The organism is Thiomicrospira sp. R3, assembly GCF_029581415.1.
Lineage (GTDB): Bacteria > Pseudomonadota > Gammaproteobacteria > Thiomicrospirales > Thiomicrospiraceae > Thiomicrospira.
Genome location: NZ_CP121121.1, coordinates 1,369,127 through 1,395,578 on the forward strand (window position 1 = coordinate 1,369,127; position 26,452 = coordinate 1,395,578).

Sequence of the window (26,452 nt, forward strand, 5' to 3'; positions counted from 1 at the left end):
GTCTAAAAGTCAGGATCGTAAGGGGTAAGTTTACTTTCTATCCATTCATTCATGTCTTGCCAAATTTGTAACATATCTTGTTCGTTTGGCAAGCGTCCTGCTGACTCAAGTTCAATCGTAAGTACAGGGATGTTCAGATATTCGCCAGCATATCGACCAAGCGAGCCAGGGAAAGTGCCCAGTTGCCTCAATTCTAAATGCCCCATTTTATCAGGCCTAGCAAAGTCAGGGCCGTCGTAATCCAGCAGTCCATAGGGTGCGTGGATGGAAATAATGGCATCAGGCCGAAAGGCTTTAATAATGCTTACCTGCCATTGAGTTTCAGGTTCACTAGCCGCTTGAGATCCTGGGTAACGTCGTGGATTGCTGCGTGCATGGTTTATCCAGTATTTGTGGGCGGCTTCATCCCAGTCAGGGGTTGGGAAGTTACGGTTCAAATCTACACCATTCGCGTTTTGTCTTGTTGCACGGGGTTCTTTAAATAGGCCATCAGGGTTTGCAAGTGGTAAAAATAGCCAGTGATGTTCCAGGTTTTCTGGATAGGTTTGCATGGCCTTCATCCAAAGGTAGCTAATGCTGATCGCTGAATATTCATCACCATGAACACCGCCAATAGCTAATACACGTGCCTTGGGTCGTTTGTTTTTGAGGGGTAAGAACTCGCGATGGAGAAGTGGTCTGGATTCAACACTATTGTGACCTGAGTAGTGTAGGTTAAAGTCAAGACAAGGTTGGTATTCAACGGTTCTAAGTTTATTAGCCCATTCGTGACAAAACGTTTGGTAGTCGCTGGCCTGAATGGGGTTTCCCAAGTTTGCATTCGCTGAGGTTGATACGATAAGTAAACTGACAAGCAGATAGAAAAACATAAACACGTGAAGGTTAAGCCTCTGTAAAAATATTTTTATTAATGGCGTATTTTCGCGCTATTTGATAAAGCATTTGTTTCACCGTCCAAAGTGGGGGAGTTAACACGGCGTATATCACCGCTGATACGAATAACTGGCGGCATACCTGAGGAGATGTGAAGATCAGATGCAGTTTGCTGAACACTGAATTCTAGCAGCTGGATAATATCCATAAGATGAGTTCCGTTAGTTTTGTACTGATTGAATTATAATGTGAATAGGTGTTTAAATGCTAAAAACTTGAGGTTATTTGCTTAATGTTATAAAAGGGTAAGGGGTTTTTGAAGCGGTTAATTTAGCTTCAGCTAAAAAGGTCTTAAGCGCTAATTCATATTAAAAATGCGTTATACAAGATTTGGGTTTACCGCCCAAACCCGATTCAACAGAAGCGGCCTTAAAATAAAGCAGGGATGAATTTGAATATAAACTGCTAAAGCGTGTCTTGGATGAAGAGGACTATCAAGTTTCAAGTATAGCGAAGCGTTTAGTCGTTAAGCAGGAAAACTTGTATTATTTGTTCTGTAAGCATGATATTGACCCTGATTGGGTTCATAAGATGCATTTTGAGAAAACCAAAGGCGGTGATTAAAAACCAATTTTATGCACTATAGGCTCTAAGCCAAGGGCTTTGTATTCTCGCCAGCGTAGTCGACCTTTTTGAATTAACTCTTCAGATTGATCGAGAAGTTCAATGGTTCGTTGATAGCGATTAAACGCTGTGTAAAACTCGGGATGTAAGTTGATTAAAACATCTTGGCAGGGTTGTTGTATCTGTTCACCAAAAAGTTGAATGGGTGCAGCCATGCTATGGTCTAGTGCGTGTGGAATATAACTGTGGGGTGGCTCGCACCAGAGCTTTTGATCAAAGCGTTGTGCATCCTGGCTTTGGCCAAAACGCACATCCACTTTGCGCTGTTGCTGCTGGGCTTTTGCGAGCAGCTTAACGAGAAAAGCCTCACGCTCGTTGAGGCCGCTTGAATTGAGCACATAAAACACCAGCTCTGTCATAGGTTATCCGTTTACTTGCTGCATAATAAACTCAACCAGCATCGGTACTGGGCGACCTGAAGCCCCTTTGTTTGCGCCTGATTGCCAAGCTGTGCCGGCAATATCTAAGTGTGCCCATTTTACCTCTTTGGTAAAGCGTGCTAAAAATTGCGCGGCAGTAATCGTGCCCGCTTCACGACCTCCTATGTTGGCCATATCCGCAAAGTTGGATTTAAGCTGCTCATCCCATTCTTCGCCCAGCGGCATTTGCCAGCAGCGGTCATAGGTGGTTTTACCTGCTTCAAGCAGTTGATTAACTAAATCTTGGTCATTGCCTAAAACACCCGATACATGATTCCCCAGCGCAATAATACACGCGCCGGTCAAGGTAGCAATATCAATCACCAGGCCTGGCTGATAGGTTTGTTGTGTATAGGTGAGTGCATCACATAAAATCAAACGGCCTTCGGCATCGGTATTGAGAATTTCAATCGTTTGGCCTGACAGGGAACGCACTACATCACCGGGTTTAATCGCATTACCCGATGGCATGTTTTCAGTGGCTGGAATTACGCCTACAACATTAATGGCAGGTTTAAGTTCTGCAAGGGCCTGGAATACGCCAATTACGGTGGCGGCTCCACCCATGTCGTATTTCATTTCATCCATGCTCGCCCCGGGTTTAAGTGAGATGCCACCGGTATCAAAAGTGACCCCTTTACCCACCAGTGCAATAGGGGCTTGATCGGGTTGACCGCCCTGGTATTCGATACAGATCATTTTCGGTGGGGTATCGGTGCCTTGAGCCACGGCCATAAAACTGCCCATACCCATTGCAATCATTTGTTCACGCTCAAGCACAGTGACTTTAAATCCGGCATCCTTACCAAGTTGTTTGGCTGTATCGGCTAAATAGGCTGGGGTGCAGAAATTACTTGGCATATTGGCTAGGTCTTGGGTCATGGCCATGCCTAGTGCGGTAGCTTGGCCTTGTTGGATGGCGTGTTGATGTTCGACAGTATTTTCAGCCATGAAGCAGGCCTGGTTGAGGTGTGGGTTTTTTGGTTTGTGTTCGCCACGGCTTTCATGACTATAGTCATAAAAGCTGCGTTGAAGAATCAAGCTGTTTTGATAGAGACTCCAGTTTTGGTTTTGACCCTTGGGTGTGGCGAGGTGGCTCGTGTCCAATACATGCGTAGCCCCTGAGTTTTCCAAGGTTTTGGCCATGGCTTGAACAGCAGATAAAAAGCCTTTTTGCGTTAATTTTTCCTGATCCCCCATGCCCACGAGCAATAGTCTTGGGCAATCGAGTTGTGCTACTTGATGAAGCATTAGGGTTTGAGCGATTTTACCTTTAAAGTCATCTTGCTTGTCGAGTGCATCGATTAAGCCGTTGACTCCAAACTCGGCAGCTGCACCGATCGATTGGCCATTGCTAAACACAGGGAGCACAAGGGTGTCAAAGTCGTTTAATTTCGGATGGGCGTTTAATTGAAATTGGATTTTCTTCATTGTGTATTTCCTTAGTCGGCGATTAACTTATAATGACAAATTCTATACATTTTAACGTGAGTGAGTTCATTTTTGCGGATTCTCGATAAATATCTTTATAAAGAGCTGGGCTATACCTTATTAGCCGTATTGGCGGTATTGTTATTGGTTAGTTTTGGTACCGAAACGACTCGGGTTTTGACGATGGCGATTGATGGCAAGTTACCTGCGAGTGTTGTTTTTCAGGTGTTGATGCTTAAAATTCCGGCGGCATTGGAGGTGATTTTGCCTTTAGCGGTGTTGTTAGCCGTGATGTTGGCTATAGGACGCTTATATCAAGACCAAGAAATGGTGGTTTTTAGAAGTTGCGGTATTAGTGAAACCTATTTCCAAAAGCAAGTGGCGATATTTTTGGTGCCTTGGGTAGTGGTAACAGCGTTTATAACACTTTGGCTTACCCCTTGGGCAGCACAAATGGAACGCGATGTTATTGCCCAGGCGCAAGTGAATTCGCCCATAGCAGGCCTGGTTGCCGGGCGTTTTAATAGTTTACCTAACAATAATGGCGTGCTTTATGCGCGTGAAATTGAATCTAATGGCACCATGCAGGAAGTTTGGATTCGGCTAGGTGAATCGCGTGGACAGGCTGTATTAATGGCACCAGAAGGGCGCTTTGAGATGGTTGATGGCCGTTTAGCACTTGTTTTATTGAAGGGCTCTAGTTACGAGGGCTTGCAGACCCCAGATGAACTGAGGGTTCAAGTGTTTGAGCGTTTAGCGTTGTATTTGCCCGATTTAAGTCCTAGCCAGACTCGATTACGCAATCGAGAGTTAACCACCCATGCGTTATGGCGGAGTGAATCACCCGCGCATCAGGCGCTTCTACAATGGCGATTAGTATTGCCGGTCAGTATTTTAGTGTTAGGTTTATTGGCGCTTAGAATGAGTAAAACCAAACCACGCCAAGGGCGGTTTGCTAAGATTTTTATCGCGATCATTTTATATGTTATCTATATTCAATTACTGACGACAACTGAGGATGCCTTAGCGAAAGAAAAACTCAGTTTATGGTTTGGTTTGTGGTGGATTCCATTGGTTTTCGCCTTGTTTATCTTCACAAAGCCCGATGCGATGAAACAGTTTTTAAAAAGGAAGCCTGTGTAATGAATCGAATCGAGTGGTATTTGGGGCGAGTGGTTATAAGTCATACCTTGTTGGTGTTGTTTGTATTGTTGATCATTTTTGCGTTTACGGAGTTTATGAACCAAGTAGCGCGTATAGATGAAGGCTACACCTTAAGCTTAGCTGGGCTTTATACTTTGCTCAAAATGCCGGTTTACGGGTATGAGGTTTTTCCTATCGCGTTGTTAATTGGTACTTTGATTGGGTTGGGCGGTTTGGCTAATCATGCTGAACTCACCGTCTTGAGGGTAACGGGTTGGTCGGTGGCGCGAATCCTGGTGGCGGTGATGAAAACGGCGTTAGTTTTATGGTTAATTGCGGCCGCACTGGGTGAATGGATGGCGCCAAAAAGTGAAGGCTATGCCAACCAGCTAAGAGCAGAAGCGTTGCAGAGGAGCATTTCATTAGGCGACCGTTCTGGGTTTTGGATGAAAGAACCAGAGCGTTTGATTCATGTGGAGCAGGTTATTGCGAGTGACAGGATGCAGGGTGTCACTATTTATCAGATGCAGCAAGGGCAGATTGTTGGGGTGACTCAAGCAGCACAAGCTGAATTTATGGAGGATCATTGGCGTTTGACGGATGTACATCATCAGTCGATTACGCTTACGGCCTATGATCAGCAGGCAGCGATATGGCCAAGTATCACCCGTCTGCAAAACCAGATGGCGAGTAAGCAGGAAGTTTTTCCGCTTGATCCTGCGATGCTTAAGCGGTTGCAATTGGACAGCAAATATTTGCGGATTGACGAGTTGCATCAGTATATTCAGTTTTTGCAATTGAATGGTTTAGAGTCCGCGCCTTTTGAACTTGAGTTCTGGCGTAAACTGGCGGCGCCGTTGGTGGTGATGGGTATGATTGCGTTGGTCTTTCCATTGATATTTGGCGCTCAACGCCAGGTGAGTATGGGGCAGCGAATTTTTGTGGGTACGGTCATCGGATTGGGGTTTTATTTATTAAATCAGTTGATCGGTAATTTAAGCGTGGTTTATCAATTTCCACCGTTTTTGGGGGCGTTTGTACCCTCGTTGGTTTTGTTAATGGTTGCGGTGGTGTTATTTAGGCGTTTGCGATAGGTGTTGGGCATAACAAAATAAATGCCCCGTATTTGGGGCATGGTGTTTAAACAACAAAGCTCAGCCCAAGCCTAATAGTTCGTGGCTGGATTTTTTACCTGCATTCTCAAGCGTCTCAAGCGATTGAATGCTTTTTTCAGGCGACGCGATCAGTAAGCTTGACAGCTTTGTGGCAGCTTTGTTACAAAAGGTGCAGCTAGGTTTCAAACTTGATATCGATTAAATTTGGTAATAATAGCTTGCTAAGCGACAAGCTGTTTGTCAGGTTATAATCAGTATTGGTCTTAAAAATGTAGAGAAAATTATGCTCAGTTATCGCCATGTCTTTCATGCGGGAAATTTTGCCGATGTGCTTAAACATCTGGTGGTGTTGGAAACCTTGCAATATATGATGCAAAAAGATAAACCATTTTTATATCTTGATACCCATGCGGGTGGCGGTGGCTATGCGCTTCATTGCGCTCAAGCACAAAAGAATGCTGAGTTCTCTAATGGCATCGGCATGTTGTGGGGAAATAAAGAGTTGCCCGAAGCAGTGGGGCGTTATATGGAGCAAGTAGCGCTGTTTAACCAACAAAACCAAGCGAAAGGGTTGGGTTTTTATCCTGGCTCGCCTTGGTTGGCGCAATCGGTGTTGCGCGAGCAGGATCGTTTGAGTTTATTTGAGTTGCACCCGCAGGAAAATAAGTTGCTGGAAAAAACAATGAGTCAGGCGGGTCGAGATCGACGCGTCAAGGTGTTTAGTCAAGATGGCTTTCAAGGGTTAATTGCACAGATGCCGCCCAAAGAGCGACGAGGGGTGGTGTTGATGGATCCGTCTTATGAAGTTAAAGCCGATTATGATCGCGTTGTCGAGGTGTTGGTTCAAGCACATAAGCGTTTTGCAACGGGGAACTATTTGTTGTGGTATCCGGTAGTAGAGCGCATGCGGATTCAGCATTTAAAGAAGGCGATTCAAGCCAGCGGTATTCGTCATGTTGAGGCCTATGAGCTAGGCTTAAGTGAGGATACCTCAGGGCGCGGTATGACCGCCAGCGGCGTGATGTTGATTAATCCGCCTTGGGTGTTGAAATCAACCATGCAGGCCGTTTTACCTTGGCTAGTGAAACAACTCGCACCCCAAAACGGTTTTTATCGAATAGAGACTTGGGTTGAAGAGTAGAGGTAGAGCAACTTGTGCAATGCGAGTCGAATTACTTCTGAAGGCAAAGTTAACTCGTTTTTTCAGATTTTTTTCGACCTGTAATGAAAATATACGCTAAACCAGTAAGCGTGCCACCAGCCAAAATTGTCCCAGACACTTCTTTTCCCGTTGCGATGAGATAGAGTGCGCCGAGGATTATTAACACTGAGACAATGAGTGCGTAATGCTGTCCGCGCTTTTCGGCTTCAATGGCGGCATCAACAGATTTTGATTCTAATTGATGGCGGTGTGTTTGCTGGTTTTCGGCAAGTGCTATCACACGGTTTGCAAAGCCTTAGCCGACATTTTCATAGCCCGATAATACCGAAGGCGGTGGCAATGGTCCGGAAAAGGCTTGCTGGTGAATAATGGTTTGTATGACCGATTCGGCTTGCTCTTCTGGTAGGTGGAGTTCTTCAATAAGCGTTTTCAGATCTGAAACATTGGTTGCTTCGGATTTTGCCTTAACCATTATAAAGCCTCTTTAGTTTGGGTCTGCAACCATGCCGCGCTTAAATCCTCACCCACCGCCGCCCAATCAGAACTTATCGCACGCTGGTCATCTAGTTCTATACCTGTTAAATATCGGTTTGAATTACCTTGCGGGTTTAGGTTAAAAGTGGCAAACCCTTTAGCTATGCTCACCTTTTTAGCTAGCTTCGCTTCACGCTCAGCCGAGGCGGCTTGCGTTTGATAAGTGGTGAACAAGGTTTTTAACTCGTCAAGATTTTTGTTAACTAAATAAGTGTTCAAAATATCCTGTACATTTGCTTTTGCTTTAAACGTTTTTTTCATAGCATCCCCCTAACCGTATTAACCACGCAGCTATTAATATCATGCATTTTAAATAGACTTTAGTATACCAACAACCACATCATTTTACGAGAATCAAGTTGCTTGATGGTGCAATCTAAAGTGCTCTCTACCCTATCAAGGCTCACGTTCTCACGCTCCACGTCACTGCCTTTCAGTGGCGGCAAGAGACCCTGCGACTTTGCGCAGGGTGGCAGGGCAATGAGGGAAACAAGTAGTGTTGCCACTCATTCCTTAACTGAATGGCCGTGCCCTTTGGAGCCACTGCCATTTAGTTAGCATAAAAACAGTCATTGCGAGGAGTGAAGCGGCGCGGCAATCTCTCAAGGGCGTGCCAGTCGGCAAGAGATTGCCACGGCATTCTACCTCGCAACGCGTGATTTTTTCTTGACTGTGAATATAACCAGACCTGGTTGATAATTCTATTCACATTATTCTATCCGCACTATGTTTTAAAGCATTGTGAAACTTGGCTGATTGTGTGTGTTTTCGGTATGTTTAGCGATACAATGTTCAGCGATACAATCTTTGCATAATAGATGTGCAGAGACTATTGGTTTGATGACAGAATTTTATTTTTTAATAGGGAGACGGTGATCGTGTCCAGCTTGGTTCGTTTTAGTGTGTTGTTTGGTTTGATGCTTGTGTGTTGGTGGGCGTTGAGTGAAGGGGATAACCAGGCCTGGTGGTTTGGTGTGCCTTTGGCGTTGATTGCAGCGGGTTTGATGTGGCGTTTCTGGCCGAAAAGTCGTTTTGGATTCACTAATGTGCTGACATTATTGCCCAAAATTATTGGGTTTTTTCTATGGCAGTCTTGGCGCGGGGGGTGGGATGTGGCGAAGCGTGCCTTGTCTAAAAATGCAGGCGTGAATCCGGTGGTAATCGACTATGCGCTTAGTTTGCCGATAGGTTGGCGACGTGATATTTGGCTGGCGACTATTGGGCTCATGCCTGGTACCTTAGCGGTCGCGATAGAGGGTAATCTGGCTAAGGTGCATGTGTTGGATAAAGCGCTGGATGTCCAACCAGGCCTGGTTGCGTTTGAGCGATTATTATTAGCTTGGCGTTAGGAGTGAAGGATGCATTAAATGAATAGCTTTTATATGATGATTGCGCTGATTCTACTGGTCACCATGCTGTTAGGTCTGGTTCGGGTGATGCACGGGCCTAGCCGGGTGGATCGCATGTTAGCGGCACAGTTATTGGGCACCAGCAGTGTTGGGATTTTATTGTTATTAGCCTTGGCGTTTGAGCAGTCGGCATTGCGTGATGTCGCTTTGGTATTCGCTTTATTGGCGGCGGTCAGTGGCTTGGCGTTTGTTAGGGTTTGGGCGGCTGGGGTGTTGGCAAAATGACGATGCTGTTTCATGCGCTGATGGAGGCGTTGATGGATGCGCTGAATTGGGTTTGGATTTCTCAGCTTTTGAGTGTGCTGCTTATTTCGGTAGGGGCGGTGTTTTTTGTCGCGGGAACGGTCGGGGTGTTGCGCTTTGATTCGGCATTAAATCGACTACATGCCCTGACAAAAGCGGATAACTTGGGGTTAGGGTTTGTTATTTTAGGCGTGATGCTACAGGCAGATAGTTGGGCGCTGGTGTTGAAGTACCTGATGATTTGGGGGTTGGTGTTGGTGAGCGCGGCGGCGGTGAGCCATTTAATGGGACAGCGTGCGTATCAACTTGAGCAGCAAGATGCTGACGAACAAGACGCGTCATTGCCTAGCAATCAGTCGAGCAAATCGAATGGACAAGGGGATAGGGCATGTTGATATTTGATGTGTTGCTGGCTTTGTTAATTTTAGGTTTGGCTTGGATGAGCGTGTCTAGCCGCGATTTATTTGAAGCGGTGGTGTTATTTATTGCGCTGGGTTTGATGATTGCCTTGGCTTGGATGCGGCTGCAAGCGCCCGACGCGGCCTTGGCAGAAGCCGCGATTGGCGCTGGTTTGGCGGGTGCTTTGTTATTAGCAACCTTATCAAGATTAGATAGGCAAACGGATGTGTCGCCGCGCCGCTTGTCGGTGGCTTGGAGCTTGATTTGGCTTGGGTTGGCGGTTGGCTTGGTATTGGCTTTCGCTCAGTTGCCGCCTACCGGCGAGGGGTTAATGCCGGATGTGATGGCGAATATGGAGCAGTCGGGTGTCGGCCACCCTGTCACCGCAGTGTTGTTGAACTTTAGGGCCTGGGATACCGCGTTGGAGTTGGCGGTTTTGGCTTGGGCTTGGTTTGCACAGCAGGCATTAAACCGTGAACAGCATCCCGGGTTTTTGGCTTTGCAAGGCCATGTATTAACCAGCAGCGCTAAAATCCTCGCGCCCCTGATGGTGTTAGTGGGTGGTTATTTATTATGGCGCGGAGCGGATGCGACCGGTGGGGCGTTTCAGGCAGGCGCGGTATTGGCGGCAGGCCTGGTGCTTTATAGTTTAAGTTTTAAGGCGGATTTGCCTTATGACGGCTGGCAGGGCTTGGGTTTGCGTTTTTTGTGGTTAGCTGGGTTTTGGTTGTTTGCGCTGGTCGGTTTGGTTGGCTTTGCGTTGGGGTTAGGTTTTATGGGGTATCCGCCTGCACAAGCTGGCGCGCTAATTTTATTGATTGAGTTGTTTGCCACCCTGTCGATTGCCCTGCTGTTAGCCGCGATGTTTAGCGGTGTATCCGAACGAAGGAGCGCGGCATGAATCTAATGATCACTAGTTATGAGGTTTATTTGTTTAGTGGCGCAGGCCTTATTTTGATTGGGTTGTTTGGTTTGGCGCGGCGGGTGCATTTGCTGCATAAAATCTTGTCGCTGAATGTAATGGGCGCGGGGGTGTTTATGTTGCTGTTGAGCTTGGCAAGCCGAGGTGAAACACCCGATGCGGTGCCTCAAGCCTTGGTGTTGACGGGCATTGTCGTGGCGATCAGTGCCACCGCCTTGGGCTTGGCGCTGATGCAGCGCTTGGCCAGTTTGTCTGAATCCAAGCAGGCGCAATTGGATGAGGATGTGTTATGAGCGGCTGGCTAGCTATTTTGGTGCTCTGGCCTTTGGCGATGGCGAGTCTAATCGCGATTTGGCCAAAACTGACTAAGCCGGTGGCGCTGCTGGCGCTGTTCGGTACGGGGTTGTTGTCGGTGGTGGTTTTTAATTTGCCCAATGGGGTGTGGGCGCTCGGTGGATGGGCGATGCCGCTGGGCATTGGTTGGCGCTTGGATGAGATCAGCCGTTTGATGCTTTTGCTCACCGGCGTGGTGGGCATGTTGGTTAGCCTTTATGCGTGGTGGGATAGTTCTTTAGCGCGTAGTTTTTGGGTGTTGTGGTTGGGTGCTTGGGGGGCGATGAATGCGCTTTATCTGGCGGCGGATGTGTTTAATATTTATGTCACCTTGGAATTGCTGGGGCTGAGTGCGGTGGCGCTAGTGGCGATTTCACTCAAAGCGGGCGCATTGCAAGCGGCGATGCGTTATTTGTTGGTCAGCTTGCTGGGTTCGATGTTGTTCTTGTTGGGCGTGGCCCTGTTGTACGGTCAATATGGTCAATTAGATATATTGGCGCTGGCGATGCAGATGGAACCGAGTTTTCCCATGCTGTTTGCGTTGGTGGTGATGAGCGTGGGATTGATGGCTAAAACGGCGGTATTTCCCCTACACAGTTGGCTGCCCTTAGCCCATGGTCGCGCGCCAGCGGCGGTCAGTGCAATTTTATCGGCTTTGGTGATTAAGGCGTCGTTTTATTTGTTGATGCGCTTATGGCTGGAGGTGTTTGCGCCTATTCCAACCTTGGCTTTGATTTATGGGGTCTGGCTGATGGGCAGTGTGGCGTTGCTGTGGGGCGCTTGGCAGGCTTTGTCAAGCCAGCAGTTAAAGCCGATGGTGGCCTGGTCAACCGTGGCACAGGTGGGTTATTTGGTGATTGGCTTGGGGTTGTTGGCTCACCCGAATACCCCAACGGGCATAAATACGCCGGAGGGCTGGCAGTGGGGTTTGCTGTGGTTAATGATGGCGCATGCGCTGGCGAAGTCGGCGATGTTTTTGGCGGCGGGTAATTTGCAACAGGCAGCGGGTCATGACCGTATATCTGACTTGGGTGAGGTGATGCGTGTACAGCGCAAAACGCTATTTGCGTTTGGGCTAGCGGGGGTGAGTTTGGCAGGATTGCCGGTGAGTGCTGGGTTTTTGGCAAAATGGTGGTTGTTGGAACTGGGTTTATTTCACCAGGCCTGGTGGTTGGTGATGGTGATGGTGATTGCGAGTTTATTGAGCGCAGGTTATGTATTTCGGGTTTTGAATGTGGCGCTGAATAAAGAGCTAAAGCCGCTGATTGAGCATGCACCCGTGATGATACCGATTCATGCGGGTCGCCAGTGGGTGGTGTTAATTTTAGCCAGCTTGGGCGTGTTGGCCGGTTTGCAAGCACAATGGCTATGGGGAGCTTAGATGATCGATAATAGCGTCTGGCCTTTGCTCATTATCGCGAGTTCGTTAGCGCCCGCCATCCTGATCTTTTTTATCCCGGAAAATAGCCGTTTTTTACGCTCGGCGGTGAATATTGGCGGCGCACTGATTAAGCTGCAGCTGGTGGTGTTGTTGGTGTTGGGTATTTACGCGGGTGAGGTGTATGAGCTTAGTTGGGCGCTCCTACCTGGTCTAGATTTTCGCCTACAGATTGATGGGCTGGCGGTGATGTTCTTGTTGTTGTCGGCTTTTTTATGGTTATTGACGACGATTTATGCGATAGGTTATTTAGAAAATTCGCCGAATAGGGCGCGGTTTTTTGGCTTTTTTACACTGTGTGTGAGCGCTACAGCCGGTGTGGCAATGGCGGGTAATTTATTTACCTTTGTGATGTTTTATGAGTTTTTGACCTTAGCGACCTGGCCATTGGTGGTGCATCGTGGTACCGAAAAAGCGATTGCTGCCGGGCGGGTGTATTTACGCTATACCTTGATTGGCGGTGGTGCGTTGTTATTAGGCACAGTGCTATTGCATGCGTTTGCCGGAACGCCCTCGTTTGAGCCTGGCGGCTATTTGTCGGCTATTGATTTGCCAGACTGGGTGCTTTGGAGCGTGTTTGTGTTGTTGATGGCCGGTCTGGGGGTGAAGGCGGCACTGGTGCCGTTTCATTCTTGGTTGGCGCAAGCGATGGTGGCTCCTGCGCCAGTGAGTGCATTGTTGCACGCGGTGGCGGTAGTGAAAGCCGGTGCGTTTGGCATAGCGCGGGTGATGTTTGAGGTTTATGGTATTGAATACGCGGATGCCCTCGGCATGGCGTTTGTGTTGTTGGTGTTGGCGGCGCTGACGATTGTTTATGGTTCGCTGCGCGCACTTTATCAAACGGATATTAAAAAACGGCTTGCGTTTTCTACTGTGAGCCAGGTGTCTTATGTGGCGCTGGGTATTGCCTTAGCAGGGCCGATAGGCGCGATAGGTGGGTTGATTCATATTGCCCATCAGGGTTTAATGAAAATAACTTTATTTATGACAGCGGGTAATTTTTCTGAAACACTCGGTGTGCATAAAATCAACCAGCTAAACGGCATTGGGCAGCGTATGCCTTGGACGACTATGGCTTTTAGTTTGGCGGCTCTGGGCATGATTGGTTTGCCGCCGATGGTTGGGTTTTTAAGTAAATGGTATCTGGGTATCGGCGCTTGGGAGGTGGGGGCTTATTGGGTGATGGCGGTGTTGTTTGCATCTAGTCTATTGAATGCGGCTTATTTTTTGCCCATGATCTATCGTGCTTGGTTTTTGAGTGCGCCGGCTGAATGGCCGCATGAACGGCGTTTAAGCGCGCATTGTGAAACCCATTGGATGTTGCTAGTACCGCCTTTGGTAACCGCCTTTACGGTGGTGGTGTTAGGTTTGGTTGCCGGCTTTGCATTAGGCACGCTGGGTTGGGTGCAATGGTTGGTTGAGCAGGAGTTTGTGCAATGATGGCTGGCTATGGGGCATTGTTATGGTTGGTTCCAGCTTGGCCTTTGTTGTTGGCGCTGAGCTTGACGCTGCGCGCGGTGCGCCCCTATGGCATTCGTTTGTTGCCTTGGGCTTTGTTGCCGGCGGCGCTGGTTTGGCTGGTCGCTGGCGCAGCGCAGCTAGGGTGGTTGGATTGGCTTTACTTTGATTGGCTTTACTTTGATTGGCCGTTGTTTTTGTATGCGCCTGATCTGTTAATGGGTACCCGCATCACGCTGGATAGTTTGAGTTATATTTGGTTGAGTTTGGCGCTGTTTGTGTGGGGAGCCGCAGCATGGCATTCCAGCTGGGTCAAAGATCGCCAGGCCTGGCGGTTTAGTTTGTTTTTCCTGCTGAGTTTGAGCGGTAGCTTAGGTCTGAGTTTGGCGGGCGATGCGATAAGCTTTTACTTGATGTTTAGTTTGATGAGTTTGGCGGCTTGGGGCTTGGTGATTCACGAGCAAACTGATTTCGCTAAACGCGCTGCTTACTGGTATTTGATTTTAGCGGTGTTGGCTGAGCTGGTGTTGTTTGCGGGTATTGTGGTACGCGCGGCGGAATTGGGCAGCACCGATTTGGCGGTTTGGGCGGTAAGCGGGTCTTCGCAATGGGGTTTGTGGCTGATTTGGCTAGGTTTAGCGGTGAAAGTGGGCGTGCCTTTATTGCATCTTTGGTTGCCTTTAGCGCATCCTGCCGCACCCGTGTCAGCCAGTGCGGTGTTATCTGGGGTGATGATTAAGGCGGGCATTATTGGTTGGTGGTTGCTCATGCCGAGCTGGGTGATGCAGGATTCGGTGTTTGTTAGTTTTATGCCCTGGTTGGGGGTAGCTACCATGGTGTTTGGCGCGGTGTTTGGCTTAATGCAAACTGATCCTAAAGCGGTGTTGGCCTATTCCAGCATTAGTCAAATGGGCTGGTTGATTTGGGGTATCGGTTGGGTTTGGCAGGGCGCAGAGCCGAATTTGTTAATAATTTGGGTGGCTTGGTTTGCCTTGCACCATGCGCTGATTAAAGGCGGTTTGTTTTTGGGTGTCGGCTGGATTAAATATTCAACGGCGGCTCAAGGGTTTATACCTTGGGTATGGGGCGGGTTGATACTGCTTGGATTATTGTTAGCCGGCATACCGTTTAGCGCAGGGGCTTGGCTCAAAATGCAAATGAAGCTGGCGAGTGCTGATGTGGGGCTGGTTATGCCTTATTGGTTATTGTTGCTCGGTTCGCTCGCTACTGTTTTGTTAATGATTCATTTTTTACGCCGTTTAGCGAAGCTGGACGCTGTAAGCCCAGACCAGGCTAAGCCAGTGAGCCGAATGGCACTGGTCAGTTGGTTTGGATTGGTGGCGCTCGCCGCGAGCTGGATTTATTGGGTGGCCATGCCGAGCTGGGATAGCGGCGCATTGGTTGATGCGTTTAAACCGATTGTGATCGGATTGATTCTCGCCACAGCTTGGCGAATCCGTATTCACAGACAAATTCAATCACCTCCGGGCGATATGGTGGTGCTATTGGAATGGTTTGGGCGCAGGTTAGCGGCATGGGGAGAGGGCTATCAGCAGGCTTATCAACGGCTTCAATTTCGCATACAAGCTGGCTGGCAAAGCATGAGCCAAGGCTACCAATCTTTCCTTCAACATGCCGATAATGCAGAAAAAAACCTACTCAACTGGCCAAGGTTTATGCAGCTAATCGGTGGGCTTGCACTGGTGTTTTGGCTGTTGTTGATTTTGTAAACCGTTTAAAAGCTTACAAGCTGAGCAGGTCGCGGGTTAGACTGAACCCCATCAAGGGTTGATGCAATAACCTATATACCTAAATCAATAAACCTCGTCGTGGCTGCCTATGTCAATCGGAATGATTTCATTGTCTTTTAGAATAAAGTCAATCACAACGCGATATTTCATATTGATTGAAACACTGTAGTAGTCGTTCAATTTGCCTTGTAGTTTATGCAGTCTTAGTGAAGGGTGGTAGGGGTCAAGCTCTAGTATTTCTATTGTTTTAATATAGCGCGCTAAAACATCGGGGTGTTTTTTTATAAACCTTGTTAGCCTTTTAAAATATTCGTCTGTGCGAATGATTTTATAGGGCATTGATTAGCTCGTTTGCATGGTCTTTAGCGGTTTGGATCTTGTAGCGACCTTCCTTGATATCTTGCATCGCTAGCATATGGGCTAAATCAAGTTCTTGTTGTCTAAATTGTTGGTAACGTGCCATATCTAAAACAACGTATTTGTTTTTTCCACGCACATTGATAATCAGCTCATCGGCGGTTTCCAGCAGTTTGGCGAAAATTGATACGCCCTTGGTTTTAATTTCGTTTGCAGATACAATCATAATTCACCTCTTAAGAGTACGATTTAAAGTACCTTAGCATGGCTTAAATTATTTAGCAAGGCTTATTCCAAGGCAATATCTAAGCTAAACCTGTGTTCACCGCGTTGGATTGTTAGGTTTATAACCAGGCCTGGTGGTGTGGTGTAGAGGGCGAGGATTAAGTCGGCATAGTGTTTTAATGTTTGGTGATTGAGTGCGCAAATACAGTCGTCTTTTTGTAGACCCGCTTTGGCGGCGGCACTCTCGTCAGTGAGGTCTTGAATGCAGGGCGTTTTGCCATTAAAACTTGCGCCGAGCTTTCCATGATCTGGCAGGTTAATCGAGTCGGTGTACACCCATTGATCTACAAATTCAGCGCGGTAGTTTTCAAATGAGCCGCTGCTGATGGTGATTTGTTGGAGTTCAGGTAGCTGGCGAGCCATGTCTTTGGGTATCGCTTCAAAATGTCCAATATGAAAGTTACCAGCAAACACCAATAACTTGTGATCAGGGTGATGGTTTAAAAAACGCACCGCATTGGCGGCCATGGTTTCATCCCAGATGCGTTGGGCATAAATAAAGTCTTCGACATCCCGATCAGGCGGAATTTTGTCGCTAAAAAACTGACTGAGGCGCTGATGCTGGGCATCACCTGGGGGATGAATGTGAGGCATAGATTGTCGTTGAATCAGGCTTAAACTGTTTCGACCTTGGCTGGCGACTTGGCGAGTCAATTCATTCGGTGCGTTGAGCGCGATGACTCGAATTTGATGTTGCTTGGCATAACGCATAATCGGTTGTAACAAGCGATAATCAAACCGCCAGCGCTGAAAATATTCGGTGTGCTGGAGCATGTCGGCTTCGGAGATGGCGCCATAAATGTAGCCATCCAACCAGGGCTGAAATGCGGCTTGAAACCATTCGACCCCGATGGCTAGTTGAGGGTGTTGTTGGTGTAAGCTTTGAAGCATCGCCAGCTGTACCAGATGGTCTTCAAAGTTTGGGTGGATTTCACCAACATGTACCACTCGGTACTGGGGCAGGCTTTGTTTGAGTTGATCAAGGCTAATTTCGCTTTGACCATCGTCCACCGTGGCTTGCCAGTTTGCAACAAACCTCAGGGGATCGACAAGAGCGGGGTGGAGAGGGTCTTCAGCACTAATTAACGCGCTGTTGAGCATCAGCACAACGCCGAGGCACAGTTGAAACCAGCTAGTTTTGCATATCAAGGGCGCTCACCCAGGCCTGGTTGCTTTTAATCTCATCGACACGCACCCGCTGATTCGCTTGAAAATCGGCTTGTGGGTTGGCGACCAACCAATGGGTGCCATGATAAAACACCACCCATTGGTCATTGTGCATCGAAAGCTGGCCTATTTCACCGGTTTGATAGGTGTCGAGTTGGTCGGCTTCAGCATTATGCGGCGCGATGACTTTTTTTCGTAACGCGAATAACAGCACCATGCCGATAGCAAAGGCAAAGATGAGTTGGTATTCGCCATGTTCAAAGTCAACAAACAAGCCGACTAAGCCGACAAAAACTAAGCCTAAGCCAAACCAGAATAAAATAAACAACCCAAAAAGAATTTCAATGCCAATCAGAATCAGGCCTGCGGCAATTAAAATCCAGCTTGGAATTAACTCCAATAGCCCAATTGAACTCACTTTAGCTGACCTGCTTGTCCTAACAAGCTCTGTAAGGCGCTTAGCGAACCAATCAACTCAGCGGATTCATAAGGTACCACGATTTTGTTTTGCGAGTCGCTGGCGGCGATGCCTTCCCAAGCTTTAATTCGGTCTTTGGCGAGCAGGAATTCGGCTGCATTTGGATTCGATTGCATCGCCAAGGCAATCATTTCAATCGCTTGCTGTTGACCTTGCGCCAGTTGAATTTGCTCATAACGACGCGCATCCGCGGTACGTTCAATCGCTTCGGCTTCTTTAAAGGCTTTTTGGCGATCACCTTCGGCCTTGGCGATGGTGGCATTTTTTAAGCCTTCGGCTTCGGTTTCAGTCGCGCGACGCTCACGCTCAGCACGCAGCTGAAGTTCCATCGCATGTTGCACCACTTCAGAAACAGAAATATCTGAGATTTCAACGCGGGTAACTTTGGCACCCCAGTTGGCGGAAGCGGCATCCAGTGCCATTAATAATGTCGCATTCAGTGTGTCACGCGAGGAGAGGGTGTCATCTAAATCCATTTTACCGATTTCAGAGCGAAGAGTGGTTTGCGCAAGTTGGGCAATCGCATGTTTTAAATCTAAGATTTCATAGGTTGCTTTGCGCGCAATACCAATGCGCATAAATACCAAGCCATCAATTACAATACTGACATTGTCCTTGGTGATAACTTTTTGAATAGGAATGTCGATGACCTGCTCTTGTGTGTTGAAGGTAGCGCGAACTCGATCCACAACCGGAATAATAAAGTTGAGACCACCACTTAGGGTACGATGATAGCGTCCAAGGCGCTCGACAACCTGTTGCTCCGCTTGAGGTACAATTCGAATACCTGTTATGAAGTAAACAAATACAACCCCTAAAAGAATAAGTGTAAAAATCGTGAAATCCATAATTTTAACGCCTCCGGTATGCGTTTAAGTTGGTAAAATCAAATTGTTGTTTAAAAATGAACCCTTTTGTGGTCGCTTTTGACGCTCAAGGATAGAATAAAATGTAACATAAAAATAACTCTAGGAGGATGTATGTTGAAAAAGACCTTAAAGGCTGCGTTAGTTAGTGTAGGTTTAGTGAGTGTAGCAGTTCCTGTGGCTTACGCCGATAGCCTTGTGGTTGAAGTGCCACGGCTCACGCTGGAAGTAAATAATAAAATTGCAATGGAAACCATCAAAGCTTGTGAGGCGAAAGGAATACCTGTTTCAGTTACCGTGGTTGATCGTAACGGCATTATTATGGTAAAAATGCGAGACTCAATGGCGCCACCTGTATCCTTGCCGATCAGTCAGAAAAAAGCCTATACCGCTGTGATGTTTAACGCCAATGGCTCACAGCTAACACGCCAAGCCGAAGGCGCATTACCCACATTGGGTGAGGGCTTAGCCTTTATGGCCGGCTCGGTCACTATTTCTGCCGGTGGTCGTTTGTTTGGTGCGGTGGGCGTAAGTGGTGCACCTGATGGTATGGTGGATGAGGAATGTGCAGCAGCGGGTGTTGAAGCGGTACAGATGGACTTAGAAATGATGTAATTTTCTTGATTCCGGATAAAACAACTCACACATAGCAGTCAAAGGTTGCTTGTTTTTTTGTTGTTTTATTTGGAATCAACGCGCAGTAATAGACAAACAAAGGCTTTGCCGCTATAATCCGCACCACCCCACGGAGAGCTGGCTGAGCGGTTGAAGGCGCACGCCTGGAAAGTGTGTATAGGTTAATAGCCTATCGGGGGTTCGAATCCCCCGCTCTCCGCCATATTCGATATTAAACCCGCATCAAGCGGGTTTTTTTATGCCTAAATATTAGTTAAACATGTTTTATGGAGTTTCTGGCAGTTGCCAGTTGATGGGGGTGACTTGGTGTTTACTCAGGTATTGATTGGTTTGTGAGAAGGGGCGACTGCCAAAAAAACCACGATAAGCAGAGAGTGGTGAAGGATGGGGGCTAGTGATGACGAGGTGTTTTTCGCGATCAATCAGTGCGCCTTTCTTTTGTGCATAACTGCCCCACAAAATAAAGACGAGGTTTTTACGCTGGGTGTTGAGTTGTTGGATCACCGCATCGGTAAATCCTTCCCAGCCTTGATTTTGGTGAGCATTCGCTTTATTGGCCTCGACGGTAAGAACTGCATTGAGTAGCAATACTCCTTGCTGCGCCCAAGGAAGTAGGTAACCTGTGTGGCGGTTATCTACACCTATATCGTCGAGTAGCTCTTTGTTGATATTGGTTAGGGATTTGGGTAGTGGGCGAACATTGGGTAAGACTGAAAAGCTGAGGCCATGAGCATGACCCGGTGTGGGGTAGGGGTCTTGTCCCAGTATAACGACTTTGACCTGGTCAAATGGTGTAATGTTGAAGGCGTTGAACCAGTATTGAGTTTTTGGAAGAATGATTTTTCCTGCTTGTTTTTCGGTCAGTAAAAATGCTTTTAGGCGTTGCATAGATTTTGTTAAAAATAGTGGTTCTAGCTGGGTCAGCCAACTTGCTTCAAGTTTGATGCCTGACATCTTAGTCCTTAAGGGCAGAGTCGTGCTGATAGCCAGGTCTGCATACCAGCAAGAGTTTGCGTATTCGCTGGATCTTTTTTAAAGCTTAGGCGGTCATGTAAACGATTAGGACGGCCTTGCCAAAATTCAATGTAATTGGCCGTTAAACAATAGCCCCCCCAATGTTCCGGACGCGGTACGGGTTTGTTTTGATAGTCTATTTTGGCTTGCGCCATGCGTTGTTCCAGTTCGCTTCGGCTAGTGATCTCTTGGCTTTGTTGAGAAATATAAGCACTGAGTTGACTGTCTAGAGGTCTGCTTTGGAAGTAGGTATCGGAAGCTTGCGCACTCATTTTTTCGATCATGCCTTCAACTCTAACTTGGCGTTCTAACTGCGGCCAAAAAAAGTTTAACGCTGCGCGAGGGCTTGATTCAATTTGCTTACCTTTATCACTGGCATAATGAGTGTAGAATATAAATCCTTGTTCATTAAAAGCCTTGAGTAGTACAATTCGAGAGTGGGGTTGAAGATTGTTGTCCACGGTAGAGAGCGTCATCGCGGTAGGTTCGTCAACTTGTTTCTCAAACGCATCGTCCATCCAGCTTTGAAATAGAATAAGGGGATTGTGTTTTAAGAATTCATCAGTCAGTGCGCCCATTTCATAACTCTGGCGGTGGGCATGATAGTCGCGATTTGGCATGGTAATTCCTTAATGAAAATAGGTGATGTAACGTTAATGTTACCATAATTTAAAAGTTGAATCTTTGTGTTGATTAAAGGCTTTGTCTTTACATTAATCTCAGACTTACCAATAATAGTCATCAATTTAACAGATACCCGACCTAGCCTGTAAAGAGCATAAAGGCCTAGTTGTTTAAGGAGCAAGTGTGAGTCAAGCATATAATTCTGCTGAAATTGAAGTTCTAACGGGTTTAGATCCTGTGCGTAAGCGTCCAGGGATGTACACCGACACCACGCGACCTAATCATTTGGCGCAAGAGGTTATTGATAATAGTGTTGATGAAGCCATTGCGGGTCATGCCTCAGAAATTACAGTGGTTCATTATGCAGATGGATCGGTGAGTGTTGAAGATAATGGGCGTGGAATGCCGGTTGATATTCATCCTGATGAGGGCGTGCCGGGTGTTGAGGTTATTATGACTCGATTGCATGCGGGGGGGAAATTTTCGAACAAAGCCTACCAATTTTCCGGTGGTTTGCATGGCGTCGGCATTTCGGTAGTGAATGCGCTGTCAAAACGAGTTGAGATTCAAATTAAACGGGATAGTCAGTTGCACAAAATTGCCTTTGAACAGGGGGTGTTAGTTGAACCCTTAGAGGTGGTCGGTAAGGTTGGTAAAAAGAATACAGGAACCTGGCTACGTTTTTGGCCTGAATCCTCCTTTTTCGATACCGCAAAATATGCATTATCACGGTTAAAACATTTGTTACGTGCTAAAGCGGTGTTATGTCCAGGTTTAACTATTCATTTCCGTGATGACGCTTCGGGTGAGAAGATTACTTGGTTTTATGAGGATGGTCTACGCGATTATCTAAATCAAGCCTTGGAAGGTATCGAACGTTTACCCGAAGAAGGTTTTGTAGGGAGCTTGACCTTAGATAATGAATCCGTTGCTTGGTCACTTGCCTGGCTGGTTGAGTCAGCTGAGGCGCCCAATGAGAGTTATGTTAATTTAATTCCTACACCGCAAGGCGGTACACATGTGAACGGTTTGCGTCAGGGCGCAACGGATGCAGTACGCGAATTTTGTGAGTTTCGGAACTTGATTCCACGTGGCGTTAAGTTATCACCGGATGATGTCTGGCAGAATGTGGCTTATGTTTTGTCAGCAAAGGTTAGGGAGCCACAATTTGCTGGCCAAACTAAAGAACGTTTGTCTTCGCGTGAATGCGTCCCCTTTATTTCTGGTGCGGTAAAAGACAGTCTAAGTTTATGGTTAAATCAGCATACCGAGGTCGCAGAGAAGATTGCCGAACTGGCAATTAATAACGCTCAAGTTCGCAATAAAAAGTCACGCCAGGTTGCCCGAAAAAAAATAACCACCGGTCCGGCCTTGCCCGGAAAACTAGCTGATTGCACTGAAACTGATTTGGGTTTAACCGAGCTGTTTTTAGTCGAAGGCGATTCCGCAGGAGGGTCTGCCAAGCAGGCTCGAGATAAACGCTTCCAAGCAATTATGCCCCTCCGTGGAAAGATCTTAAATACCTGGGAGGTAGATTCGGGTCAGATTTTAGCGTCGCAGGAAGTGCATGACATCAGTGTTGCCATTGGTGTAGACCCAGCCTCAGATGATTTAACTGGTTTGCGATACGGTAAGGTTTGTATTCTTGCCGATGCGGATTCGGATGGTGCGCATATTGCCACGTTAATTTGTGCTTTGTTTGTTCGGCACTTTCCAAGACTAGTCGAAAATGGTCATGTATATGTTGCCATGCCGCCACTTTATCGTATTGATGTAGGCAAAAAGGTATTTTATGCATTGGATGAGGATGAACGGCGAGGGGTATTGGATCGTATCCAAGCTGAGAAACTCCCCGGCAAGGTACAAGTGACGCGCTTTAAAGGTTTGGGTGAAATGAACCCGCTCCAATTGCGCGAAACCACAATGTTGCCACAAACCCGACGGCTGGTACAGTTAATGTTAGAATCAGAAACGAGTCTGCCAATTATGGATATGATGTTGGCAAAAAAACGTTCATCTGATCGTAAAGCATGGTTAGAAGAAAAAGGCGATTTGGCGGAGGTAGTAGGGTGAAAAATAATCAAAGATGGATAATGTTGCCGCTTATTGCCAGTTTATTTGGTTGTACGCATTTAACAAATCGCACTGATGCGATGACGGTTGAAAGTGTAGCTGTTTCCCAGGTCAAGTTAGAGCCTGCGTTGATGTTTGAACTCATGCTGGGTGAAATGCTGGCTGAGCGAGGTGATACATTTAGCGCGTACAATCTCTTGTTCCCCATTGCACAAAAAACAGGGGATGTTCGGCTGGCAGAGCGGAGTTTTCAACTAGCCATGTCAGCCGGTTTTGCTCAGGGTATTGAGCAGAGTGCTGAATTATGGCGTTCACTTGACCCTATGCAGGCTTCTGCGTGGCGTGTTGGTTACTTAATGGCCTTACGTCATGATGATCTTGAGGCGGCACTAGATTATTGGGCGTCTTATCGTAAGGTGTCTGATCTTGATTTAGCCGATGATTTAAGGAGTGCGTCTGCTCAAGCGATTCAGGCGACAAAGCCCGAAACGGCTATTGCTTTTTTCCAGGCTTTGACACGGAGTTACCCAGATGAGTGGGTTGCTGGATTTGCCTTGGGATATGTTGCCAATCATTACAATCAGCCATTAATAGCTGTGGAGACCTTGGAGGATGTGGCCACGCGTCTTGAAGCACCGGTTGAAGTGTATTTTGCGCTTTCCAATTTATATGTTGAACAGGGTTTAACTGAACGTGGGCTTGAGTTTTTGGCCACGTTCATTCGCCAGAATCCAGAGCAATGGATGATGCAAGAGCGTTATGCGCGTTTAGAGGTAAAAGCTGAGCAATATCTTAGCGCCAAGGCGCGTTATCAGCGTATAGTTGAAGCTAATCCACGCGCTTTTACATCCTTGTTATCCTTAGCCCTGTTGCAATTAGAGCTGGGGGAGTTAGATGCAGCTGAAATAGGTTTTAGAACGCTTGTTAACGTTGAAGGTTACAAAGATATCAGTTATTACTATCTTGGAATTATTTCGCAGAATACTGAAAATTTAAACCAGGCCAAGCGCTATTTGGAGCAAGTATCTCATCCCGATTATTATCTTGATGCAAACCTAATGATTGCTCAACTTCTAGTCAGGCTGGAAGGGTTGCACCAAGGCATTGATCATCTTCAGGCGTTAAAACCAGTTGGTCAAGAAGAGCAAGTCAAAATCCTACGCGCTCAGGGTATTTTTCATAGTCAATTTGACCTTTGGGAGCAGGCCTTGTTGTTTTATCAGCAAGCATTAGATATTAAGCCTGATGATTTAGCGATTAGCTTTGCGATGGCGATGGCACTGTATGAGCTAGAAATGCATGATGAGTATGAGCGTCTTGTAACGGATTTGGTTAAGCGTTATCCAAATGAGCCTGATGCACTAAATGCATTAGGCTATTTTTATGTTGAGCAAAATATTAAGTTGGATGAAGCTGAAGTTTTACTAGAGAGAGCACTGGCTATTGATCCTAATCGTTATTATATTTTAGATAGTCGAGGATGGTTAGAATACCAGCGTGGTAATTATGTTGAGGCAGAGCAATATTTACAGCGTGCATGGTCCTTAAGTAAGGATGACGAAGTTTTGATTCATCTGATTAAAGTAAAATGGGCTCAGGGTAAACAGCAGCAAGCACAAAGTTTGTGGAATGAGTATGCGCCGATATTTCCAACCAATGAGACGTTGCAACGTTTAATCAACGACTTAGCGAATCCTTAAAAATAAATCAGCTATTTTTTTAAAAAATATTAAAAATGGCTTGAACTTTTTTGAAAACCTTGGATAATACGCATCTGTCTTAACGACAGAGATTTATTGGGCCGTAGCCAAGCGGTAAGGCAGCGGGTTTTGATCCCGTCATGCGAAGGTTCGAATCCTTCCGGCCCAGCCATCTCATTCTTAATTCCCCAAATTCTTTATCCTCGACAGGAGCTGCCATTAATGGCCAAGAAAAATGTCATGATATTTGCGGGAAATGCAAATGTCACTCTTGCAGAGAACATCTCCCTGTATCTTGATCAACCCTTAGGCAAAGCCAACGTAGGCCGTTTTAGCGATGGCGAAATCATGGTTGAAATCACAGAGTCAGTGCGTGGGCGTGATGTCTATGTGTTGCAACCTACCTGTACGCCAGAGCCGGCTGTTAACCTAATGGAAATGTTGGTAATGATTGATGCACTAAAGCGTGCTTCAGCGAAGCGTATTACAGCGGTCGTTCCTTATTACGGCTTTGCTCGCCAAGATCGTCGTCCTCATTCAGCCCGTGTGCCAATTACGGCGCGTTTAGCCGCGGATATGATTACCGTTGCCGGTGCAGATCGTATGATTACCGTTGACTTGCACTCCGATCAAATTCAAGGTTTCTTTGATATCCCTGTTGATAATATTTATGCCTCACCTGTGCTAGTTGAGGATATGGAAAAAGTATTGGATATTACCAATGTCACTGTAGTTTCGCCTGATGTCGGCGGTGTAGTTCGTGCGCGAGCTGTTGCTAAAGCCCTTAATGCTGAATTAGCCATCATCGACAAACGTCGTCCAAAAGCCAATGTCTCACAGGTGATGCATGTAATCGGTGATGTTAAAGATCGTGACTGTATTATTGTTGATGACATGGTCGATACGGCAGGAACACTCTGTAAAGCAGCAGCGGCTTTAATTGAAAATGGTGCGAAAAGTGTTACCGCCTATGTGACACATGCCGTTCTTTCGGGGCCTGCTGTAGAAAATATCCGAAAATCAGTTTTAAAAGAGTTGGTTGTGACCGATACCATTCCTCAGTCTGTTGATGCGATGAAGTGTAAGAAGATTCGCCAAGTTACTATGGCTAATATTCTAGGTGAAACAATTCGAAGAGTGAATAATGAGGAATCAGTAACGGCGCTCATGCCTGAAGTCTAAAACTTAGTTTTTACTGTTTCTCGGAGCCTTTTATAACCCTACTTGGTTATAAAAGGCTTTTTTGTTTGTGTTTTTAGTCTAAATTAAGTATACTTCGCGCTTTCTTTTGTCTGGTCGCGGATAAAAGCTTGTTTAATGGGATTTTAAAAATCCCGCAATTGGAGAATCACTATGAGTGAAGTTTGGACAGCAGAAGTCCGTGGGGCAGAGGGGAAAGGTGCGAGCCGCCGCCTTCGTCATGCGGGTAAAATACCGGCAATTATTTACGGTGCAGAGAAAGATGCAATTTCGGTAACCTTTGACGGTAACTTTGTTAAAAAAGCCTTGGTAAATATTGATGCTTACAACACGGTTTTAACTGTCGATGTTGAAGGTGGTAAACAAGAGCGTGTTGTTATTAAGGACATGCAACGTCATCCAGCTCGCGAGAACGTAATGCACCTAGACCTACAGCGTGTGACCGATGATTCACGTATCACCAAATACATCCCAATTAAGTTTGTTGGTGCCGCTAAAGCACCGGGTGTTAAGTTGGGTGGTATTATGACTTATTTCCAGAAAACTGTAGAGGTACGTTGTGCTGCTGCTAGCCTGCCTAAAGCCATCGAAATTGATGTGTCAACCATGGAAGCAGGTGAAAACCTACGTCTATCAGATTTGACAATGCCAGAAGGTGTGCAGGTTGTAGCATTGTTGCATGGTAACTCTGATTATGACCAAGCTGTGGTCGGTATCGATAAAGTAAGACGCTAAGTT

The 26,452-nt window shown here is 46.6% G+C and carries 29 protein-coding genes, 2 tRNA genes and 1 pseudogene; 18 read left to right on the top strand and 14 right to left on the bottom strand.

The features are described 5' to 3' along the window. Positions 1-2 precede the first annotated feature (2 nt). The 4 genes from P8S55_RS06855 to P8S55_RS06870 form a co-directional block, all read right to left on the bottom strand. The gene (locus P8S55_RS06855) at positions 3-869 is read right to left on the bottom strand and encodes a M14 family zinc carboxypeptidase (protein ID WP_289225318.1); all 867 of its coding nucleotides are present in this window, start codon (positions 867-869) and stop codon (positions 3-5) included. 38 nt (positions 870-907) lie between these two features. Continuing rightward, on the bottom strand, positions 908-1,081 hold the full coding sequence (locus P8S55_RS06860) for a hypothetical protein (RefSeq protein WP_289223490.1): 174 nt from the start codon (positions 1,079-1,081) through the stop codon (positions 908-910). 412 nt (positions 1,082-1,493) lie between these two features. After that, a complete protein-coding gene (locus tag P8S55_RS06865) occupies positions 1,494-1,916 on the bottom strand; it encodes a DNA polymerase III subunit chi (protein WP_289223491.1) in 423 nt (140 codons plus the stop codon). Positions 1,917-1,919: 3 nt separating this feature from the next. Then, positions 1,920-3,407: a leucyl aminopeptidase gene (locus P8S55_RS06870; protein ID WP_289223492.1), complete on the bottom strand. Its 1,488-nt coding sequence runs from the start codon at positions 3,405-3,407 to the stop codon at positions 1,920-1,922. A gap of 72 nt (positions 3,408-3,479) precedes the next feature. Here P8S55_RS06870 and lptF point away from each other — a divergent pair, with 72 nt between their 5' ends. The 3 genes from lptF to P8S55_RS06885 all read left to right on the top strand — a co-directional run bounded on the left by lptF (position 3,480) and on the right by P8S55_RS06885 (position 6,806). Then, positions 3,480-4,550 (top strand): LPS export ABC transporter permease LptF, encoded by a 1,071-nt coding sequence (gene lptF / locus P8S55_RS06875; protein ID WP_289223493.1) that lies wholly within the window; start codon positions 3,480-3,482, stop codon positions 4,548-4,550. Then, positions 4,550-5,644, top strand: a complete 1,095-nt coding sequence (lptG, locus tag P8S55_RS06880) for an LPS export ABC transporter permease LptG (protein ID WP_289223494.1) — start codon at positions 4,550-4,552, stop codon at positions 5,642-5,644. The genes lptF and lptG overlap by 1 nt, the downstream gene beginning before the upstream one ends. A gap of 304 nt (positions 5,645-5,948) precedes the next feature. Continuing rightward, positions 5,949-6,806 (top strand): 23S rRNA (adenine(2030)-N(6))-methyltransferase RlmJ, encoded by an 858-nt coding sequence (locus tag P8S55_RS06885; RefSeq protein WP_289223495.1) that lies wholly within the window; start codon positions 5,949-5,951, stop codon positions 6,804-6,806. A gap of 49 nt (positions 6,807-6,855) precedes the next feature. Here P8S55_RS06885 and P8S55_RS06890 read toward each other — a convergent pair. From P8S55_RS06890 to P8S55_RS06900, 3 genes and pseudogenes are all read right to left on the bottom strand, one after another. Next, positions 6,856-7,110: pseudogene (locus tag P8S55_RS06890) on the bottom strand (DUF2335 domain-containing protein); the annotation flags it as partial. Between the two features lie 12 nt (positions 7,111-7,122). Then, entirely contained in the window at positions 7,123-7,299 is a 177-nt protein-coding gene (locus tag P8S55_RS06895; protein WP_289223496.1) for a hypothetical protein, read from the bottom strand. After that, entirely contained in the window at positions 7,299-7,622 is a 324-nt protein-coding gene (locus P8S55_RS06900; protein ID WP_289223497.1) for a hypothetical protein, read from the bottom strand. Before P8S55_RS06900 ends, P8S55_RS06895 begins: the two co-directional genes overlap by 1 nt. A gap of 617 nt (positions 7,623-8,239) precedes the next feature. Here P8S55_RS06900 and P8S55_RS06905 point away from each other — a divergent pair. From P8S55_RS06905 to P8S55_RS06940, 8 genes are read left to right on the top strand one after another with little or no spacing between them, the layout of a single operon-like run. Next, positions 8,240-8,710 (top strand): Na+/H+ antiporter subunit E, encoded by a 471-nt coding sequence (locus tag P8S55_RS06905; protein ID WP_289223498.1) that lies wholly within the window; start codon positions 8,240-8,242, stop codon positions 8,708-8,710. 18 nt (positions 8,711-8,728) lie between these two features. Then, complete coding sequence (locus P8S55_RS06910) at positions 8,729-8,995, top strand: MrpF/PhaF family protein (RefSeq protein WP_289223499.1); 267 nt, start codon at positions 8,729-8,731, stop codon at positions 8,993-8,995. After that, positions 8,992-9,408 carry a cation:proton antiporter gene (locus P8S55_RS06915; RefSeq protein WP_289223500.1) on the top strand — a complete coding sequence of 139 codons (417 nt, stop codon included), beginning with the start codon at positions 8,992-8,994 and terminating at the stop codon, positions 9,406-9,408. Before P8S55_RS06910 ends, P8S55_RS06915 begins: the two co-directional genes overlap by 4 nt. Then, positions 9,402-10,313, top strand: a complete 912-nt coding sequence (locus tag P8S55_RS06920; RefSeq protein WP_289223501.1) for a hydrogenase subunit MbhD domain-containing protein — start codon at positions 9,402-9,404, stop codon at positions 10,311-10,313. The genes P8S55_RS06915 and P8S55_RS06920 overlap by 7 nt, the downstream gene beginning before the upstream one ends. Then, entirely contained in the window at positions 10,310-10,627 is a 318-nt protein-coding gene (locus P8S55_RS06925) for an NADH-quinone oxidoreductase subunit K (RefSeq protein WP_289223502.1), read from the top strand. The genes P8S55_RS06920 and P8S55_RS06925 overlap by 4 nt, the downstream gene beginning before the upstream one ends. After that, positions 10,624-12,048, top strand: coding sequence for a complex I subunit 5 family protein (locus tag P8S55_RS06930; RefSeq protein ID WP_289223503.1), 1,425 nt, complete (start codon positions 10,624-10,626; stop codon positions 12,046-12,048). Before P8S55_RS06925 ends, P8S55_RS06930 begins: the two co-directional genes overlap by 4 nt. Further along, positions 12,049-13,545, top strand: a complete 1,497-nt coding sequence (locus tag P8S55_RS06935) for a complex I subunit 5 family protein (RefSeq protein ID WP_289223504.1) — start codon at positions 12,049-12,051, stop codon at positions 13,543-13,545. It abuts the gene before it with no gap. Next, on the top strand, positions 13,542-15,293 hold the full coding sequence (locus tag P8S55_RS06940) for a proton-conducting transporter transmembrane domain-containing protein (protein WP_289223505.1): 1,752 nt from the start codon (positions 13,542-13,544) through the stop codon (positions 15,291-15,293). The genes P8S55_RS06935 and P8S55_RS06940 overlap by 4 nt, the downstream gene beginning before the upstream one ends. 84 nt (positions 15,294-15,377) lie before the next feature. Here the strand turns inward: P8S55_RS06940 and P8S55_RS06945 are convergent, their stop codons facing one another. From P8S55_RS06945 to P8S55_RS06965, 5 genes are all read right to left on the bottom strand, one after another. Further along, positions 15,378-15,653 carry a type II toxin-antitoxin system RelE/ParE family toxin gene (locus P8S55_RS06945; RefSeq protein ID WP_289223506.1) on the bottom strand — a complete coding sequence of 92 codons (276 nt, stop codon included), beginning with the start codon at positions 15,651-15,653 and terminating at the stop codon, positions 15,378-15,380. Beyond that, positions 15,643-15,897: a prevent-host-death protein gene (locus P8S55_RS06950; RefSeq protein WP_289223507.1), complete on the bottom strand. Its 255-nt coding sequence runs from the start codon at positions 15,895-15,897 to the stop codon at positions 15,643-15,645. Before P8S55_RS06950 ends, P8S55_RS06945 begins: the two co-directional genes overlap by 11 nt. 62 nt (positions 15,898-15,959) lie before the next feature. Then, a complete protein-coding gene (locus P8S55_RS06955) occupies positions 15,960-17,057 on the bottom strand; it encodes a ChaN family lipoprotein (RefSeq protein WP_289223508.1) in 1,098 nt (365 codons plus the stop codon). A gap of 31 nt (positions 17,058-17,088) precedes the next feature. Next, positions 17,089-17,541, bottom strand: a complete 453-nt coding sequence (locus P8S55_RS06960; protein ID WP_289223509.1) for an NfeD family protein — start codon at positions 17,539-17,541, stop codon at positions 17,089-17,091. Then, on the bottom strand, positions 17,538-18,449 hold the full coding sequence (locus P8S55_RS06965) for an SPFH domain-containing protein (RefSeq protein ID WP_289223510.1): 912 nt from the start codon (positions 18,447-18,449) through the stop codon (positions 17,538-17,540). Before P8S55_RS06965 ends, P8S55_RS06960 begins: the two co-directional genes overlap by 4 nt. A gap of 132 nt (positions 18,450-18,581) precedes the next feature. Between P8S55_RS06965 and P8S55_RS06970 the strand changes: the two genes are divergently transcribed. After that, the gene (locus P8S55_RS06970; protein WP_289223511.1) at positions 18,582-19,082 is read left to right on the top strand and encodes a GlcG/HbpS family heme-binding protein; all 501 of its coding nucleotides are present in this window, start codon (positions 18,582-18,584) and stop codon (positions 19,080-19,082) included. 132 nt (positions 19,083-19,214) lie between these two features. After that, a tRNA-Ser gene (locus P8S55_RS06975) sits at positions 19,215-19,305 on the top strand. A 62-nt stretch (positions 19,306-19,367) separates the two neighbouring features. Here P8S55_RS06975 and ung read toward each other — a convergent pair. Both ung and pdxH read right to left on the bottom strand, forming a co-directional pair. Beyond that, positions 19,368-20,057 carry a uracil-DNA glycosylase gene (gene ung / locus P8S55_RS06980; protein ID WP_289223512.1) on the bottom strand — a complete coding sequence of 230 codons (690 nt, stop codon included), beginning with the start codon at positions 20,055-20,057 and terminating at the stop codon, positions 19,368-19,370. A gap of 8 nt (positions 20,058-20,065) precedes the next feature. Continuing rightward, complete coding sequence (gene pdxH / locus P8S55_RS06985; RefSeq protein ID WP_289223513.1) at positions 20,066-20,737, bottom strand: pyridoxamine 5'-phosphate oxidase; 672 nt, start codon at positions 20,735-20,737, stop codon at positions 20,066-20,068. Between the two features lie 187 nt (positions 20,738-20,924). Here pdxH and parE point away from each other — a divergent pair, with 187 nt between their 5' ends. The 5 genes from parE to P8S55_RS07010 all read left to right on the top strand — a co-directional run bounded on the left by parE (position 20,925) and on the right by P8S55_RS07010 (position 26,449). Beyond that, positions 20,925-22,814, top strand: coding sequence for a DNA topoisomerase IV subunit B (gene parE, locus P8S55_RS06990; protein ID WP_289223514.1), 1,890 nt, complete (start codon positions 20,925-20,927; stop codon positions 22,812-22,814). After that, the gene (locus tag P8S55_RS06995) at positions 22,811-24,514 is read left to right on the top strand and encodes a tetratricopeptide repeat protein (RefSeq protein ID WP_289223515.1); all 1,704 of its coding nucleotides are present in this window, start codon (positions 22,811-22,813) and stop codon (positions 24,512-24,514) included. Before parE ends, P8S55_RS06995 begins: the two co-directional genes overlap by 4 nt. A 97-nt stretch (positions 24,515-24,611) precedes the next feature. Continuing rightward, positions 24,612-24,686: transfer RNA gene (locus tag P8S55_RS07000), tRNA-Gln, on the top strand. A 50-nt stretch (positions 24,687-24,736) separates the two neighbouring features. Next, positions 24,737-25,696, top strand: coding sequence for a ribose-phosphate pyrophosphokinase (locus P8S55_RS07005; protein WP_289223516.1), 960 nt, complete (start codon positions 24,737-24,739; stop codon positions 25,694-25,696). A gap of 171 nt (positions 25,697-25,867) precedes the next feature. Continuing rightward, complete coding sequence (locus P8S55_RS07010; protein ID WP_289223517.1) at positions 25,868-26,449, top strand: 50S ribosomal protein L25/general stress protein Ctc; 582 nt, start codon at positions 25,868-25,870, stop codon at positions 26,447-26,449. Positions 26,450-26,452: the final 3 nt, after the last annotated feature.